Annotated in this window: 16 protein-coding genes and 1 riboswitch; of the genes, 10 read left to right on the top strand and 6 right to left on the bottom strand. The window is 43.8% G+C overall.

The features are described 5' to 3' along the window. Positions 1 to 130 precede the first annotated feature (130 nt). Entirely contained in the window at positions 131 to 1,720 is a 1,590-nt protein-coding gene (locus tag COPRO5265_RS05395) for an N-acetylmuramoyl-L-alanine amidase (protein WP_236608193.1), read from the top strand. Here the strand turns inward: COPRO5265_RS05395 and COPRO5265_RS05400 are convergent. The 5 genes from COPRO5265_RS05400 to COPRO5265_RS05420 form a co-directional block, all read right to left on the bottom strand. After that, positions 1,701 to 2,342, bottom strand: coding sequence for a thiamine diphosphokinase (locus COPRO5265_RS05400; protein ID WP_012544388.1), 642 nt, complete (start codon positions 2,340 to 2,342; stop codon positions 1,701 to 1,703). The two genes, COPRO5265_RS05395 and COPRO5265_RS05400, sit on opposite strands and share 20 nt — an antisense overlap. Next, on the bottom strand, positions 2,326 to 3,135 hold the full coding sequence (locus COPRO5265_RS05405; RefSeq protein ID WP_012544083.1) for an energy-coupled thiamine transporter ThiT: 810 nt from the start codon (positions 3,133 to 3,135) through the stop codon (positions 2,326 to 2,328). The genes COPRO5265_RS05400 and COPRO5265_RS05405 overlap by 17 nt, the downstream gene beginning before the upstream one ends. Next, positions 3,131 to 3,244: riboswitch (TPP riboswitch) on the bottom strand. (Overlaps the previous gene by 5 nt.) 29 nt (positions 3,245 to 3,273) lie before the next feature. Then, on the bottom strand, positions 3,274 to 4,065 hold the full coding sequence (locus tag COPRO5265_RS05410; protein WP_012544079.1) for an undecaprenyl-diphosphate phosphatase: 792 nt from the start codon (positions 4,063 to 4,065) through the stop codon (positions 3,274 to 3,276). 14 nt (positions 4,066 to 4,079) lie between these two features. Continuing rightward, the gene (gene rsmG, locus COPRO5265_RS05415; protein WP_012544715.1) at positions 4,080 to 4,712 is read right to left on the bottom strand and encodes a 16S rRNA (guanine(527)-N(7))-methyltransferase RsmG; all 633 of its coding nucleotides are present in this window, start codon (positions 4,710 to 4,712) and stop codon (positions 4,080 to 4,082) included. Then, positions 4,709 to 8,095, bottom strand: coding sequence for a DNA polymerase III subunit alpha (locus COPRO5265_RS05420; RefSeq protein WP_012543871.1), 3,387 nt, complete (start codon positions 8,093 to 8,095; stop codon positions 4,709 to 4,711). Before COPRO5265_RS05420 ends, rsmG begins: the two co-directional genes overlap by 4 nt. 24 nt (positions 8,096 to 8,119) lie before the next feature. Here COPRO5265_RS05420 and COPRO5265_RS05425 point away from each other — a divergent pair, with 24 nt between their 5' ends. Genes COPRO5265_RS05425 through phoU form a run of 7 tightly spaced genes read left to right on the top strand, consistent with a single transcriptional unit; the run spans position 8,120 to position 13,684 of the window. After that, a complete protein-coding gene (locus COPRO5265_RS05425; RefSeq protein WP_234397933.1) occupies positions 8,120 to 8,761 on the top strand; it encodes a response regulator transcription factor in 642 nt (213 codons plus the stop codon). Then, positions 8,745 to 9,617 carry a sensor histidine kinase gene (locus COPRO5265_RS05430; protein WP_012544294.1) on the top strand — a complete coding sequence of 291 codons (873 nt, stop codon included), beginning with the start codon at positions 8,745 to 8,747 and terminating at the stop codon, positions 9,615 to 9,617. The genes COPRO5265_RS05425 and COPRO5265_RS05430 overlap by 17 nt, the downstream gene beginning before the upstream one ends. A 29-nt stretch (positions 9,618 to 9,646) precedes the next feature. Then, positions 9,647 to 10,555, top strand: a complete 909-nt coding sequence (locus COPRO5265_RS05435; protein ID WP_012543428.1) for a PstS family phosphate ABC transporter substrate-binding protein — start codon at positions 9,647 to 9,649, stop codon at positions 10,553 to 10,555. Next, positions 10,482 to 11,423 (top strand): phosphate ABC transporter permease subunit PstC, encoded by a 942-nt coding sequence (gene pstC, locus COPRO5265_RS05440; protein WP_236608194.1) that lies wholly within the window; start codon positions 10,482 to 10,484, stop codon positions 11,421 to 11,423. The genes COPRO5265_RS05435 and pstC overlap by 74 nt, the downstream gene beginning before the upstream one ends. Beyond that, positions 11,420 to 12,262, top strand: coding sequence for a phosphate ABC transporter permease PstA (gene pstA / locus COPRO5265_RS05445; RefSeq protein ID WP_012543629.1), 843 nt, complete (start codon positions 11,420 to 11,422; stop codon positions 12,260 to 12,262). Before pstC ends, pstA begins: the two co-directional genes overlap by 4 nt. Continuing rightward, entirely contained in the window at positions 12,253 to 13,002 is a 750-nt protein-coding gene (pstB, locus tag COPRO5265_RS05450; protein WP_041735752.1) for a phosphate ABC transporter ATP-binding protein PstB, read from the top strand. The genes pstA and pstB overlap by 10 nt, the downstream gene beginning before the upstream one ends. A gap of 13 nt (positions 13,003 to 13,015) precedes the next feature. Then, positions 13,016 to 13,684: a phosphate signaling complex protein PhoU gene (gene phoU / locus COPRO5265_RS05455; protein ID WP_012544566.1), complete on the top strand. Its 669-nt coding sequence runs from the start codon at positions 13,016 to 13,018 to the stop codon at positions 13,682 to 13,684. 22 nt (positions 13,685 to 13,706) lie between these two features. Here the strand turns inward: phoU and murB are convergent, their stop codons facing one another. Beyond that, positions 13,707 to 14,549 (bottom strand): UDP-N-acetylmuramate dehydrogenase, encoded by an 843-nt coding sequence (murB, locus tag COPRO5265_RS05460; RefSeq protein WP_012544558.1) that lies wholly within the window; start codon positions 14,547 to 14,549, stop codon positions 13,707 to 13,709. 49 nt (positions 14,550 to 14,598) lie between these two features. On the opposite strand from murB, the gene COPRO5265_RS05465 reads away from it, so the two are divergent. Both COPRO5265_RS05465 and COPRO5265_RS05470 read left to right on the top strand, forming a co-directional pair. Then, positions 14,599 to 15,342 carry a polysaccharide deacetylase family protein gene (locus tag COPRO5265_RS05465; RefSeq protein ID WP_012544088.1) on the top strand — a complete coding sequence of 248 codons (744 nt, stop codon included), beginning with the start codon at positions 14,599 to 14,601 and terminating at the stop codon, positions 15,340 to 15,342. Then, positions 15,323 to 16,435 (top strand): geranylgeranyl reductase family protein, encoded by a 1,113-nt coding sequence (locus tag COPRO5265_RS05470; RefSeq protein ID WP_012544781.1) that lies wholly within the window; start codon positions 15,323 to 15,325, stop codon positions 16,433 to 16,435. Before COPRO5265_RS05465 ends, COPRO5265_RS05470 begins: the two co-directional genes overlap by 20 nt. Positions 16,436 to 16,493: the final 58 nt, after the last annotated feature.

Raw genomic sequence — 16,493 nt, forward strand, 5'->3', positions numbered from 1 at the left:
AGTAAAACTATAGCATGTCTCTGTTTTACCTGTCAATAAGGTAAAATTGTGTTCATGGAGAAAACAAACGTCCGCCTATTCGGTAGAAGGCACAACGAGGTGTGCAAAAGTGCGTAAAATCCTTTCTATATTGCTGATACTTGTTTTACTTTCAGTGGGTACGGTGCAAGGAGAAACCTGGTCTTCCGCCCTGATTGTAACTCAAATCAATGCGAAACAACTTTACATAGTAACCAACAGTTTCACATCATACAAGTTGGATGGAAATACTGTCACATTCTCCAGTAAATGGAACGGTGGCTCTATGGAAACTGGAGTTTTCCAAGTCACAGCAAACCCGTGGCTTTCTGTAAAGAGCTCCACTCCATTTACTATTAAGATGCTTTCACCAAGAGAGTTCTTGATTAGTGCCATAGATGAAAGCGCTGTTGTTTTACCAAATGTGGACGTGGACGTCCACACAACCACCGAAGTAATCACTCCTACCTTACCTGAAACACCAACCTTGCCTGAAACTCCTACCTTACCTGAGACCCCGACTTTACCGGAAACCCCGACGGAGGTAGTCCCCACGCCATCAGTAGTTACACCTTCCATTCAACCCGGGACAGGGCTATATGATCCCCAAACCCTTCAGCTTGCCATTCAGTTTCGACTCGATAAAATCAACAGACAAGTGCCAGCTGCTACAGTAGTTGAGATTAGCACAGCAGTGAGTCGTTGGGCAAATTACTTCAACTTAGATCCTTTCTTGGTTATTGGCCTAATAGAAATGGAAAGCGGTTTCAATCCCAACGTAGTTAGTACTTCCTCTGCAGTGGGGCTGATGCAAATTCTGGAATCCAATTTTTACAACTATGCCGCTCAATTAGGTGTTAAGAGTGACCCATTTGATGTAGACAGCAATGTTGCTGTAGGCTGTAAGATGCTTTCTAACAGCATGACCATATGGCAACGACCTTTCATGGCGTTAAGATCATATTTGTTAGGCTCCACGGGTCTTATGAACAGTATTCTTGCCGGTAATGACGCTGCTGACAGTAACGGCACTCGGTCAATAAACTATGCCAATGTGGTTCTCAACATACGTAACTCGATTTACCAGTACTTCAACTTGACTCCTCCAAAAGAGCAGTATGTGGTGGTTTTGGATCCAGGACATGGCGGATACAACCCTGGTAATGGTATGTACAACATGGGCGCTATAGGGCTTAACGGCATATATGAAAGTGAAGTTGTACTGGACATATCCCTAAAAGTTGCTGACATTCTCAGGAGTAATGGCGTTACGGTCCAACTTACCAGAACAAGAGAAAGGGATAAATCGAATCCGTACGATTTGGAGGATCGCTTAAGATTAGCAGAGAATTTCAAACCCAACCTTCTTTTGAGCATTCATGCTAACTCGTTTACCTCCTCCACCGCTAATGGTGTGGAGACCTATTGGCGCACTTGGCAGTCTAAATGGTTTGCCACAACCGTTCATAATGCTTACTTGAAGCAGGCTCAACTCAGAGACAGAGGAGTAAAACAGGATACCACACTGTTTATCCTGAAAGGCACATCGTATCCATCAGCCATGATAGAAGTTGGGTTCATAACTAATCCGGTAGACTACGCCCTTTTGTCAACGCCAGAAGGCAGAACAAAAGCCGCTCAAGGAATTGCAAAAGGCATTTTGGAATTTATGGGAATCGATGTTAAACCACTAGATCGCTAAAGGGATTCCAATAGCCCTTTACCACTAAGAAAAACTCCTTGTCAGCACTGATCTGCTGAATCGGTTGAGCTACTACATTGGAGATGGGTGGTACAGCATATTCTGACCAAAAAACATGTTCAAGTTCCCACTGGAACCCCTTTTCTGAAAGCACCGCAGCCCCAGTAGGCAGCACTGAGATGACCCTGCCAACCGGCAGATGCAAAGTAAAATTCCTGCCGAACACAATTGTTTCGTTAATACCATAGGCTACTGCAGGTTTATTAAATGAATACGCGATTTTTAACAAAGCTAAATTCCCAAGCAGGTGGTCTATTTCCTTTCCCCAAGTACCGATGAAAACAACAGGCACGCTTTCACTAAGCTGCAACGCTCTCTCGCCATCTGTAAAATCTTTATCGGGGTAACTTATCAGCATAGGGACTTTTAGAGCGAAGACCTCTCCAAGGTAAGGACCGATGGAATCTAGATCGCCAATTACCATGTTTGGTTTTATACCAGCCTTAAGAAGGTGCCGGGTGCCACCATCCACACCCAGCACCTGACTAAAGCCAAAGTTTTCATGAAGAAATTCGAATAATTCAGGCTCCACGCATCCGTTTAGGCTAATCAGAGTTGACATTCGCAGCCTTCTCCAGAGGTGGCCAAATAATCAGAATAACTACCAAAGCCAGTAACGTAGAAGGAGCAACTACCAAGAAATTAACTATTAAGGAATAAACCCACGGATTCATTCCTTCGGGAGCATACTGGCTAAAGAACACGTAGCCACTTAAAAAGTGGCTTAGGAAGCGTCCTGCACCCCCTAACAACGCACCAAGCTCCACTGGTATGGCATAAGTTCTTTTCCATGAACCATAACCAATCGCAAGAAATGCAATCACACTAGAAGCAAGAACTACATAACCACCAACGGGAAAAAACTGTGCCTTGCTCTTTAAATCTTGAAGTTCTTCTTCTAGTTGTGGTTTTTCATCAGGGCTGGCTACTAAGAGCTGCTGCTCCAATTGCGCTATCTGCGTCTTAACTTCTGCGGTGCTCACCATGGTGTAGTGGAAAATTATCACTCCACTCACTAAAACGGCAATGGCCAAAAGAATACTAACAACGCGATTCACACGTAAATTCTTTACCAAACCAGCAAGCCCGATCAAACCGAATGCAATGGGATAATCCAGCAAATACTGAAGTGGATGAAGCACGAACATGTCTTGTAAGCTGTGAAGAAAACCATAAGCCATGCCTACTACAATACCTGGACCTACTCCCCATCTAAGAGCAAAGACGAGAAGTGGAAGCATCTGCAGGGAAATCGAACCACCTTGTGGCAACTGGCCCACATTAAAGTACCACAATGCCAATGCTAAACCAACCATGATGCCGGCTTCCGCCAGCATGCGAGTGTTTTTAAACATTCAAACCAAACCTCCCTCCGCCGGTATTACCCGGATCAGGTTCCTAGGGTCGGCAGCTCACAGCTACCCTCTCAGCCCCTCGCCGACAGGGACTCCCCTGGTCCTGTACAACCCCTATTGTACTACTAATAAGGCGTATTAGAGAAAATACATCACCAGTAACAGCGCCCCAAGCACTACACGATAGATGATGAAAGGCTTATAACTCCTTTTGCTAACAAACTGCAAGAATGGTTTAACTACTAAGTACGCACTCAAAAAGGAAAATAAACAGCCCACTAATAGCACAGCCCACTCCTGCATGGTGAAAGAGAATCCTGATTTTAACAGCTCATACCCACCAGCAGCTAGCAAAGTTGGTGCACCAAGCAAGAAGGAAAACTGAGCAGCTGTTTCCCTTGTAAGACCAGAAAGCATGCCACCACCGATACTTGCTGCCGACCTGCTAAAACCGGGAAAATAGGAAAGCAGCTGGAATAAACCGATTTTTAGCGCCGTAAGAGCATTTATGCTCCCCACTTTATGCACTGTTCCTGAGCTGTTCCTCTCTGCATACCAAAGGAACAGAGCACCCAAGATAAGTGCAATTGACACAGTCAAGACGGAAAAAAGATACGTCTGAATAACATCACCAAAGGTAGCCCCAACAATGATGGCAGGGATTATGGCTACAATGATGTTTCTGTAGTTTATAAGCACATGCTGTTTTTCCTTTGAATTAAAAACATTGTACTCATTCCAAAAAAGCATTACCACTGCCAAAATAGCTCCCATCTGCACGATGACATCGAAAGACGCATTGAATGGTTCGGGAAAACGAATCCATTGATTGACAATGATGAGATGACCTGTTGATGATACAGGTAAAAACTCAGTCACACCTTCAACTACACCTAGCGCTGCAGCTTTCAAAAGAGACAAATAAAACATTAAACAAACACCTCCTACAAAGGCCTTTTTTCTGGGATCCCTGCTTTACGTGGAAAACCATGTGGAGTTGGAGCTTCTTTACTAAGCACTACAAGAGTTCTAAAACGGTCATCCAAAAAATAATCATGATTTTCTTTGAAGGCCAATCTCAACTTAGCCAAGGCATTCTGTGCAGTGCGTAGCTCCTCAACCCAAGACGGACCCTTCCAAAGCACTGCCATGCCGCCAACCTTCAAAGGTGCAGCCACGTATTCTGCCAAAATTCTGATCTCTGCCACAGCCCTGCTAATGGCAAAGTCGTACTCCTCACGATGAACTTTTCCGAAATCTTCTATGCGCTCATGCAAGACCTGTACATTTGTTAATCCGAGAGCAGATGTGATTTCCGTCAAGAATTTACAAGATTTTTGCGAGCTGTCCACCAAAGTGAATTGCACATCTCTTAATACGATTGCCAATACGATTCCGGGTAAACCGCCTCCTGGTCCAATGTCTAGAACCCTACCACGAAGCTCCACGTGATTTAACACAGCTAAACTGTCTTCGATACCGAAAGTCCACAAATCCTCTGGAGTCCGGTAACCATGTAAATAATCTGTTAACCAAAGCTTTGAAGCAAACTGTTTAAGGTGTTCCTCCTGACTCATCCACCAAAGCTCCGGAACGATACATTCATGGGGTTGAAAAGGCTAAAAAGTGCTTCTTGAAGTTCAGCAGTGAAAGAAACCCAATAGCTGTTTGGTAACAAAACACGGTAAATGGATCCATCCAAATGGACTGTAAATTCAACGGGGGTCGGTCCTTTATGCTGCTTCAAAAGAACCTTTAGTTTCTTAAGTTTTTCCACCGACACTTGTTCCGACCTCAGGACAATGCGCAAAACACCTTTACCATCGAGCTCTTTGAGTTTATCATCTAGTTCACTAAGCGGAGAAAACGAGATCAGTGACTCAGCGATGAGGCGACTCTTCTCGTCTTCAGATTCTACGCGGGCACTTAATGTAATAATGCCAGGTTTTGAAATGATTGGCTTAAAAGCATCGAATTTTTGTGGCAACACTGTTACTTCTACTTGCGACGTTAAGTCCTCCAGGGTGAATGTCATGTATTGATTGTTGTTTCTACTCTTTCTCACCCTGGTGCTGGAAACGAAGCCTCCAACTTGTACCAAGCCATCTATTTCTCCCACTGAATCCAGAGCAGTCAAGTTTTGATTACTCAGAATAGCCATGTACCGCTCTAAAGGATGCGTAGTGATATAAAGCCCCAAATATTCACGCTCGTCTTCCATGGGATCTAAGGATAAGTCGTCGTTCGAAGTGTCCTCAATTTGGAAAAGAGTTTGAGTAGTTATCCCGGTAGAAAGCTGACGCAGTAAACTTTTCCGATCGCCCAAACTATCAAAAGCCCCAGCCCTAATAAGGCTTTCGGTTACCTTCTTATTTACCACACGATCATTCACACGGAGCAAAAAATCTTGAAAAGAGCTAAATGGTCCTCCTGTTGCTCTGGTCTTCAGAATTTCTTCCACCGCTGCTAAGCCCACGTTTTTAATACCAAGCAAACCAAAACGTATTTCGTTTTCACCTTCCGGAATGAAGTAATGCTCCGATTTGTTCACATCAGGAGGTAGTATTTTTATGCCTAACCTCCGTGCTTCAGATATGTAAACTTTGAGCTTTTCCGTGTTGTCCACAAAACTTGCCAGAAGAGCTGCAAAGTACTCTGTAGGATAGTAAGACTTTAACCAAGCTGTGTAGTAAGTCACATGGGCATAGGCTGCTGAATGGGACTTATTGAATCCGTATTCGGCAAAATGTACTATGGTCTCGTAAATCTTTTCAACAGTTTCTCTGGCATATCCTCGTTGCACACCGCGGCTTACGAAATCTTCTCGTAACTTAAGTATTTCTTCTTCTTTTTTCTTACTAATAGCTCTACGCAGGACGTCAGCTTCGCCTAAAGAATAACCTGCTATGACTGAAGCAATTTGCATTATTTGTTCCTGATAGACGATAATACCGTATGTCTCTTCCAAAATGGGCTTCAGGTCGTCGTGAAAGTAGTCCACGGGTTCCCTGCCGTGTTTCCTATCCACATAAGACTTAACCCCACCACTGCCCAATGTACCTGGCCTGTATAAAGCCTCAGCAGCTATGATCTCTTCAAATCTCGTGGGTTTAAGATCTTTTAGGAAGGAACGGAATCCAGAACTTTCCAGCTGAAACACTGCCACTGTTTCTCCAGCTGAAAGCATCTCGTAAACTTTCGAATCATCTTTGGAAAGTTTATTAAGGTCTACATCTATGCCATAGCGCTCCTTTATCCACCTAAGTGCGTCGCTAATCACAGTCATGTTCCTAAGACCAAGGAAATCCATCTTAAGCAAGCCCAGTTTCTCCACATCGTCTTTTGCTAGTTGAGTGGTCACATTGATGCCAGCTTCATCTGAGGAAGCCTGCAAAGCCACGTATTCGTAAAGGGGCTTGTCAGCGATCACCACACCAGCAGCATGAGTGGAAGCATGTCTTGGAAGACCTTCTACCTGTTTTGCAATCTCTAAAACTCTTGCTAGGTCTGGGTTTTGACTTATGAGATTTTTAACATCGTCTAGTTTCTCTGCGTGCGCCAATTCCATGTTTTGAGGAATACTTTTTGAAAGCCGGTCCACCAATGCTAGAGGCACACCAAGAACTCTCCCCACATCTCTTATGGCGGCACGGGCAGCCAAGGTACCAAACGTCGCTATCTGTGCCACGTTCTCCTCACCGTATTTATTCCTGACATACCTAAGGACTTCATCGCGCCTGCGAGCGCAGAAGTCTACGTCAATATCAGGCATGGAGATGCGCTCTGGGTTCAAGAATCTTTCAAAAAGAAGACCATACTGCAGGGGATCCACATCAGTTATACCGGTCAGGTAAGCTACTAAGGAACCTGCAGCACTGCCTCGTCCAGGCCCCACTGGAATACCTTGGGATTTTGCCCAGTTTATGTAATCCTGCACGATGAGGAAATAGCCAGCAAATCCCATTTTTTCAATAACTGAAAGCTCATATTCCATCCGATCCAAAACTTCTTTACTGGGGTTATCGCCGTACCTCTTGAGCAGTCCATCTTGAGTAAGCTTTCTTAAATAGGAATTCTCCGTATAACCTTCAGGCACGGAGAATTTTGGTAAATGTTGCTCGCCTAGCGGCAACATGAAATCCACCATCTCAGCAATGGCAAGCGAATTAAGCAGTGCTTCAGGAGTTTCAGAAAAACGTTCCCACATCTCGTCGGCTGACTTTAAGTACATTTGGTCAGTCTCATACTTGAATCTGTTAGGATCGTTTAAAGTGGCACCAGTGGCAATTGCCATGAGCACATCTTGTATGGAGTACTCTTCAGGTCTACCATAGTGCACATCATTTGTAACCAGGAGCGGAATACCGGTTCGCTTTGAAAGCTCGACAATGGCCTTGTTAACTCGCTGCTGATCTGCCAAATTGTGGTCCATTATTTCCAAATAAAAGTTGCCTTTGCCGAAAATGTCTTGGTAGCGCCCCGCTAGCTCCAGAGCTTTTTTCTCGTCACCCTCAAGTAGAGCACGGGGTATTGCTCCAGCTAAACAAGCAGAGGAAGCTATAAGACCTTCATGGTATTGCTCTAAAAGCTCCCAATCAAATCTGGGTCTGTAGTAAAAGCCTTCTAAATAGGCTTTCGTAAGCAATATGTTCAAGTTTCTAAAGCCAAGGGCGTTTTTAACAAGTAAAACGAGGTGAAATGGTTCTTTATCCTTATTGCCTTCTCGTTTCTTTCTATCCCGTTGCGCTTGATAACCTTCAACCCCAACGATCGGCTTTATTCCCAACCTTTGAGCTTCACTGACGAACTCTACCAACCCATAAGTAACTCCATGGTCAGTTATGGCTATCGCTGGCATGCCAAGATCTTTAGCCCTCTGCACTAACTTTTTAGGCAGAGTAACACCATCCAGAAGAGAATAAGCACTGTGAACATGCAAGTGTACAAACTGATTTGCCATACCAACGTTTATTATAATAGAGTTATGGGTGGGAAGCTTAAAATTATCCTTGTAGAAGACGATGTTTCTTTTGCTGAGCTGCTTGCCAACCGTTTAGAAGAATTCGGCTTCCAAGTCGAACATTATGAAGATGGGGCCTCTTTTTTGGATTTGAAACCATCGGGACATTTGATTCTTCTTGATCTCATGCTTCCGAATCTAGACGGATTCAGAGTTCTAGAAGTTTTGAGACACCGAAAAGACAGAACACCGGTCATTGTAGTTTCTGCTCGCAGCGCAGAAGAAGATGTGGTAAAAGCGTTGGAGCTTGGAGCTGCTGATTACGTATTTAAACCAATTAGAATGAAAGAGCTAATCGCACGTATAAACCGACTATTAATGGAAGAAGCCAAAGATGCTCCAGAGGCTAAGGTGGAAAACCACTTTCTTATCACTACAGAGGGACAACGTGTTGAGCTTACAGCAACCGAAGCGCGTTTGCTGCAGCTCCTTCTTGAAAACCCCGGCCAAGTTTTTAGTCGCGAGGAACTGCTCGAAGGCATAAGTGAGAAGGCTGAAACCCCCAAGGCTGTTGACGTACACATACACAACCTTAAGAAGAAAGCACCCTGGCTAAAAGAGAAAATCAGGGCCATAAGGGCATTAGGATATGTTTACCAGCCGTGACATACAAATACTCGAACGCTTAGGTATGGCAGCTTTTGTTATTGACAGCGACAATGTGGTATTGGCCACTAAGCAAATATCAGAACTTCCTTTTTTTTCTTTTGTGCCTGATGCTCCAATTTCTGTAAACGTTAGGCGCACTGACATTAGAGAAGCTCTTCTAACGCGTGATTCATTTGCTATCATGAGCCCCACCAGAGAACGCAACTTTCAAGTAGATCGCTTCACAGAAGAAAACACCCTAATCGTGGTGCGTGAAACAACGTCTAAAGTTGAGCAAACGGAGCAAGTAAACATACTCATATACCATGTGGTGCATGAAATCAGAAATGCTCTGAACAATCTTTCATTATCGCTGGACTATCTTAATGAACCATACATGTCAAAGGTTGAAGAAAGTATTGATAGGTTGGATAGGCTTTCTCAGCAGCTTACAGATTTCGCAAGTCTGAGTCAGTTAGAGCCAGAAGATGTTCACCTTGATGAAGTAGCAGAATACATAAAGGGAGTATTTGATGTCCCAGTAATTATGCAGCGTGAAGGAACGTGGACAGTAAACAAGAAATTGCTTCTCATGGCTATTAAAAATCTCCTTGACAACGCAGTTACCTACGGAGAAGATCCCGTGGTCTTCATCGATGAGCACCAGATAAGCGTAGAAGACCATGGGCCCGGATTACCACCACAGGTACTGGATAGGCTTTTCACACCTTTTAACACCACTAAGAGTGTTGGGCTGGGTTTGTTTATAGCTAAGAAAGCATGCGAATTAAACAACTTAACCCTTGATTACAAGCCGAACGTACCCCACGGTGCCATCTTTACCATTTCTTTACCAATGGTTCCTAGAATGTAGTTAGTTACACAAATAAAGGAGGGAAATACATGAGAAGAAGGTACGTTAGCGTTGTAGGGTTTATACTTGTAGCAGCGCTGCTTTTAGCAGGATGTACTACACAACCTGAGAATGCTGGGAATACAGAAAGTAAAAGCATCGTGATAAAGGGCTCAGACACAGAGGTAAACATGGTGCAAGCGCTCGCAGAAGAATTTCGTAATCAACATCCAGACATAACCATTTCTGTTTCCGGAGGTGGAAGCGGCTCAGGTATAGCTGCTTTAATCAACGGTGAAATAGACATTGCAAATTCCTCTAGAGAGATTTCTCAGGAAGAACTAGATCAGGCAAAAGCAAATAACATTGAAATAGGAACATTCATTGACGCAAGAGATGGCATAACTGTTATTGTCCACCAGAATAACCCTGTTGAGAAACTCACTTTGGATCAAATTGGGAAAATATATCGTGGAGAAATAACGAACTGGAAAGAAGTCGGTGGAAAAGATATGCCGATAACATTGTATGGACGCCAGAGCAACAGTGGTACATTCACATTTTTCAGGGATGTAGCTGTCAAAGGAGATTATGCCTCTAGCATGAGATCCATGAACGGTAACAGCGATATTATAAATGCCGTAGCTCAGGATGAAACGGCCATAGGATACGTAGGTGTGGGATATTTCAAACAGGCTCAGAACCAAGTAAAACAAGTTTTGGTTTCCACTGATGGCAACAACTACTACAGCTCCACTGACCTTCAAGCTATTGATCAAAAACTATATCCGTTGGCCAGACCATTGTACCAGTATGTTAAAATGCCCCTAACACAGGCTGTAAAAGATTTCCTATCCTTTGAAATTAGCGAGGAAGGTCAAGCCATTGTGGAAGAAAACGGATTCTACCCCATTGGACCTGAGGAGAGAGCTATCAGTGAGGCATTACTCAACCAATAGTCGTGCGGAAAAAGTATTCAGATTTGCCAGCACCGCAGCTGCGGTGCTGGCAAGTTTTACTGTGGCCCTCATAATCTTCTTTATGTGCATGCCAGCACTTAAGGCGTTAAGCCAAGTTCCTTTAAGCGCTTTTTTTAGTACTACATGGAATCCCAGAGGTTATTCAGGAAGCAGCTGGGGCATTCTTCCCTTCATAGCCGGGTCCCTTTGGACCACCGTAATTGCCTTGGTAATATCCGTGCCACTCTCATTCTTGGCAGCTGTTTTTTCCAGCCAGTTCATGTCGAAAGCACTACGTTCTGCTACAGATGTCTTCTTTAGCCTATTGGCTGGAATCCCGTCTGTAATCATGGGATTTCTCGCACTGACCGCTATTGCCCCACTAATCGCTAAGGTATTCCACCTTAGTAGCGGTTTAACCATGCTCAACGGTGGAATAACATTGGCCATTATGGTCTTACCTACCATGGTAAGCGTATTAAGCGATGCTTTCCAAAACATCCCTGAGATTTACAAAGAAGGAGCGTTAGCGCTTGGAGCTTCTAAATGGCAGGCTGCCATAGGAGTTTTGTTTCAATTTGTTAAACCCGCTTTTATTTCCAGCGTCTTACTTAGTTTTGGCAGAGCCATTGGTGAAACAATGGCAGTGATTATGGCTGTTGGGAACGTCGCAATGGTACCTAAAAGTCCCCTACAGCCTGGCGAGACAATGACAGGTGTCCTAGCCATAGAAATGCCTGAAACCGTAGCTGGCTCAACACACTACAATGTTTTGTTTTTAATTGGTTTGATACTTCTCTTGATTGCACTTCTGGTAAACTATCTTTCTGGCCTCATAACGTCTAAAGTTAGGGTGAAGATCCAATGAGGAAGACATCAGATTCAGCCTGGGTTGTAGTTAGCGGAGTTGCATATTTTTCTGCAGTCATTTTTGTTATTTGGGTCGCTGTTCACCTTTACATACTCTCAGAAGGAAAGCTGTCTTTAGAGTTTCTGTTTACCAACCCCACTAATGGTATGACAGCTGGCGGTGTATTTGCACCACTCTTCGGTTCTCTTTACTTGGCCCTTTGGGTTTTAGTTATATCAACTCCCTTAGGTGTGCTTGCTGGTGTCTATTTCGCCGAATTTGCACCTGATAACACTTTGACTCGCTTGCTTAGAAGTTCAATAAGGACATTAAGCGGCGTACCTGCCATTGTATTTGGTTTGTTCGGCCTAGCTTTCTTCGTCCGTCTTATGAACTTAAGACTTTCTCTTTTATCTTCAGCGCTTACACTTTCTGTGATGAATCTACCTGTAATCATTACCACAACCGAAGAAGCACTACGCCTGGTTCCCAATGCCCAGAAAGAGGCAGCAATAGCGTTGGGTGCAAATGCTTGGGAGGTTTGGAGAGACGTTTCATTTAAGTACGCCTCAGGTGGTATGCTTTCTGGTCTCTTTTTAGCATTGAGTAGAGCACTCGGCGAAACAGCGCCCATACTTTTAACTGGAGTGGTGTTTTACCAACCCACTGTGACTCTTGACCCGAGCAAGAGTTTTATGGCACTGCCGTATCACATCTTTATTTTGGCAACACAGCACAGCAAATTTGCTGAAGTTTTGCCTATTGCTGCTGCTTCCGGGTTTATTTTGCTCATCATAGTTTTGCTGATTAGAATACTTGCTTACATTTACAGTAGGAGGATTCAACGATGGCTTTGAAAATTGAAGCGCGCGACGTGAGTGTTTATTTCGGAAACGCCCAAATACTGCACAACGTAAACTTGGGCATAGAGGAAAAAACAGTAACTGCCATCATAGGCCCCTCAGGATGCGGGAAAACCACGTTCCTTAGAACACTTAATAGGTTAAACGACCTATCTCCGGACTTTAGGATGGAAGGTGAAATCCTTTTAGGCGGTGAAAACATCTACCAGATGGACCCCATTATTCTGAGACGCCGCGTGGGTATGGTTTTTCAAAAACCAAACCCCTTCCCTATGAGCATTTTCGACAACGTGGCTTATGGTCTTCGCTTACAGGGCATAAAGGATAAGCGCCTCCTGCAAGAGAAGGTCAAAACAGCCTTAATAGCAGCTGGATTGTGGGAGGAAGTACAAAACAGACTAAGCAGTAACGCCTTCGACTTGTCAGGAGGACAGCAACAACGACTGTGTATTGCAAGAGCCATTGCTGTGGATCCTGAGGTCTTACTGATGGACGAACCAACCAGCGCTCTGGATCCTGCAGCTACATCACGAGTAGAAGAACTCATTCTGGAATTAAAGAAGAACTATACCATAGTCTTAGTTACTCATAACATGTACCAAGCAGCTCGCGTTTCCGACTTTACGGCCTTTTTCCTAAGTGGTTATCTAGTAGAATTCAACAAGACAGACATCATTTTCACAAATCCTAAAGACGAGAGAACTCAAAGGTACGTAACAGGTAAATTCGGCTAGGAGGCTGATTGCCATGCTAAATGAAAGAGTATCAGAGATAAACAGCTTACTTTCTGAAATGGGAGGATTAGTTGAAGACGCCATAGTAAAAGCAATAAGAACTATGGTGGAGAAAGATCCTACCGATGCTGATCAAATTATAGAGGACTTGGAGCCACGGATAAACGAACTCGAAAAGCGCATAGATGAAGAATGTTTGATAACCTTAGCCAGATATCAGCCTGTCGCCCACGACCTTAGACGCGTCGTAGCAGTACTGAAAATTGACAAAGATCTAGAGCGCATGGGAGATCATTGTGAGAACATTGCTCGGCGGGCAAAAGAGATCATAAAAGAGCCCCTACTGAAGCCTCTCATCGATTTACCACGCATGGCTGAAACAGCTCAGGAAATCACTAAGGAAGCTCTGGATAGCTTCTTTAAAGAAGACACGCATCTTGCAAGACAAGCCATCGAGAAAGATGTCTTGGTGGATCAGCTCCAGGAGCAGATAATTAGGGAGCTCATGTCATACATATTGGCAGACCCGAGGAACATAAACAAAGCACTAGACCTCATATTCACTAGCAAGGATCTAGAACGCATTTCCGATTTGGCCACCAACATTGCTGAAGAAACCTTCTTCCTAGTAGAAGGCAGTGACATAAGGCACATGGGGCCAAAAGACCAAAGAAAAGAATGAGAATTTGTAGAACTGATCATTTTTAGAGAATGACTATCTCCGGCTCCAGCCAAATGCCAAAACGGTTGTAAACCCGTGCTTGTCCCAATTTAATGAGACCTAGAACGTCCTCTCGGGTAGCACTTCCTAAGTTTATTATGAAGTTGGCATGTTTCGTAGAAAACATGGCATCGCCTATGCGGTAGCCAGCCAACCCAACTTCTGTCAGCAGTTCCCAAGCTTTGTATTCCTTGGAATTCTTGAATGTACTGCCTAAGCTTGGATATTCAACTGGATGTCTTCTCTTTCTGTATTCAATATTGCTTAGAATCTGCGATCTAACATCTTGCTTATCTTGAAGTTTGTAGTAGAGAAAAGCATCAACAACAAACTTTACACCAAGCTTATCCAAATGGCTGTTACGGTATTCAGCATCCACATCCCCAGGCTTTAACCATATTACTTCTCCTGTGGAGGTAATAGCTCTAATTTGGTAAATCTGGTTCCAGACATGCCTGCCAAAGGCACCTCCATTCATCCATACCAGCCCACCTAAGGTGCCCGGAATACCTGCCATAAAATCCAGTCCACCTAAGCCTTCTTCCATGGCATACTGAAGCAAATCACTGAGCCTTGTTCCACTAGATACATGAACTAGTCCTTCACTGTGCTCGATAACTGGTTCGTGGTCAACATTTAAGAACGCTTCTTCGAGCTTATTTGGAAGAAGTAGCTTTGAGCAATTGCCTAAAATCACCTTGTTTACCACGAAGGTGGGGTTATCCAGAATCTCGAGGGAGTTGTCTACGGACCAAACCCATGATTCTGGACCAATCTTTATGTGTGAAAACTCTTTAAGGTTTATCTCAGTTCTTGTTATGGCCATGTAGAATATTCTACATGGTTCCGAGTGTATCTAATGTTAGAATTATTTTATGAAGAAAATCCTTATTTCGTTTTTTTTCGTGTTTTTGCTGATGGTGCAACCTGTTAAAGCGCAGCCACTGGTTCACTTGGCCTTTTTGATCATACCAGAGACTACTACTGCTACTACGAATATGAATATGAACAATACTCCTCCACCATCGTCCTCGGGCGTGATATTCGTCGATCAGAGCAAGCCTTTCACCATTACTGTAGATGATGGATACTCCCGTCCAGCCTTAAAGAAGCTAATCACCCTTAAGAAACAATATGGCGCGTCTTTTACATGTTTGTTATTCCCGTATGGAGCGGCTCTGAAAGACAACGAAGATCTCTTTGCGCAACTGATTAACTTAGGGTGCGAGGTACACAACCACACATATCATCATATTTACTTCAGAAACACCACTGCTGAGCAGCAAAAAGAAGAGATCCTCTCTACTGACCAAGCAATAGAACATGTTTATAAACTTGCTAAACAAAAAAGACCTAACATCAAGTATTTCAGACCACCGGGCGGTTTCTATGACCTAAACACTATAAGGATTTGCAAGGAAAACGGTTATAGGATCATGCTTTGGAACGTCATAACAGAACCTAACGGTAAAAACTTGTCAGTTGATGAACGAGCAAGGTATATTTACAGCGCCCCAAAGGGGAGTATCATACTACTACACTCCAAAGAGCGGGACATGGACGCCTTAAGCAAAGCATTGCCCGTATTACTTAAACACTATGGAATACCAGCCCACTGATAGCACTGATCTGCTTATTGTTGGTGCCAGCTTTAGCGGGTTAACCTTGGCTTACTCAGTGCACAACCCAGGCCTAAGGTCGCTCATAGTCGAGAGGAAACGTCGTCTATGGAGCCCATCCACGGGTCTAATTACACCTCCCACCCTAAAGCTGCTTGAACAAGTGTTTCCCTTTGGCATACCCATTATAAGGGCTTTCACCTCTATGAAAGTGATTTTCAAAGATGTTGGAGAAGTGCTGCTGAGTTCAAGAGAACCTTTCTTATTCTTGCTAGATAAGGATTCTTTCTTTTCGGCAGCCGAGGAGCATCTGCCTTCTTCTTTTACATTGGCTTTGGGATGCTCTTTTGTGAAAACCGAAAACAAGACTGCCAAAGTCCAAACACATTATACAGAGACGACCATACGCTATGATCTGTTGGTCGGTGCAGATGGCGCGCTATCCAAGGTAGCAAAATCGTCTGGATTACCGCTAGTTAAAGAGTGGTTATACGGCTATGAATGGAAGATTAGCCGACCAGCAGAGGATGATTTTATAACCTTCGTAGTCGACCCTACCGTTTCGAGAGCTTATGGTATATGGATGTTTCCAGTAAATGGGGGTGTAAGGATAGGCTTAGCATCCAAAAAACCTCTTAGAAAAATAGATGTTCAAAGCATAATGAAACAGTACTTTTCCTTTGACGGACCTCTGCTCGATTACAAAGGAGGGGCAATTCCTATCTCCGGGCCAGTTAGAGCACCTTTCAAAGAGGATGTCATCCTATTGGGTGATGCTGCAGGATTATGTGGACCATTCCTTGGCGATGGCATACAAACAGCTGTAAAATCTGGGATTGCAGCTGCTAGGGCTGTGGAGCAGCCAAATGTAGGACCTTCTTACGTGGAACTGCTTAAAAAGACCGAAGTAACTAAATATCTAAAACAACAAGCCTTGCTGAGAAGTATTTGGGATAGATTTGTGTCCAAGAACACTTTGAAACGCTTATACAAGTTTACCTTGCGAAATCAAGATCATCTATTGGACGATCTGACAACTATCAAAGAAGACCCCTCGAGCTTTCTCCAGATAGCAAGAAAATTCTTTGGTTAGTTTTTTTATGTTTTTCGGTTAAGCAGCTTTGCCATAATACAACATCATTGCAGCAACT

The sequence above is a fragment of the Coprothermobacter proteolyticus DSM 5265 genome (assembly GCF_000020945.1).
GTDB classification, from domain to species: domain Bacteria; phylum Coprothermobacterota; class Coprothermobacteria; order Coprothermobacterales; family Coprothermobacteraceae; genus Coprothermobacter; species Coprothermobacter proteolyticus.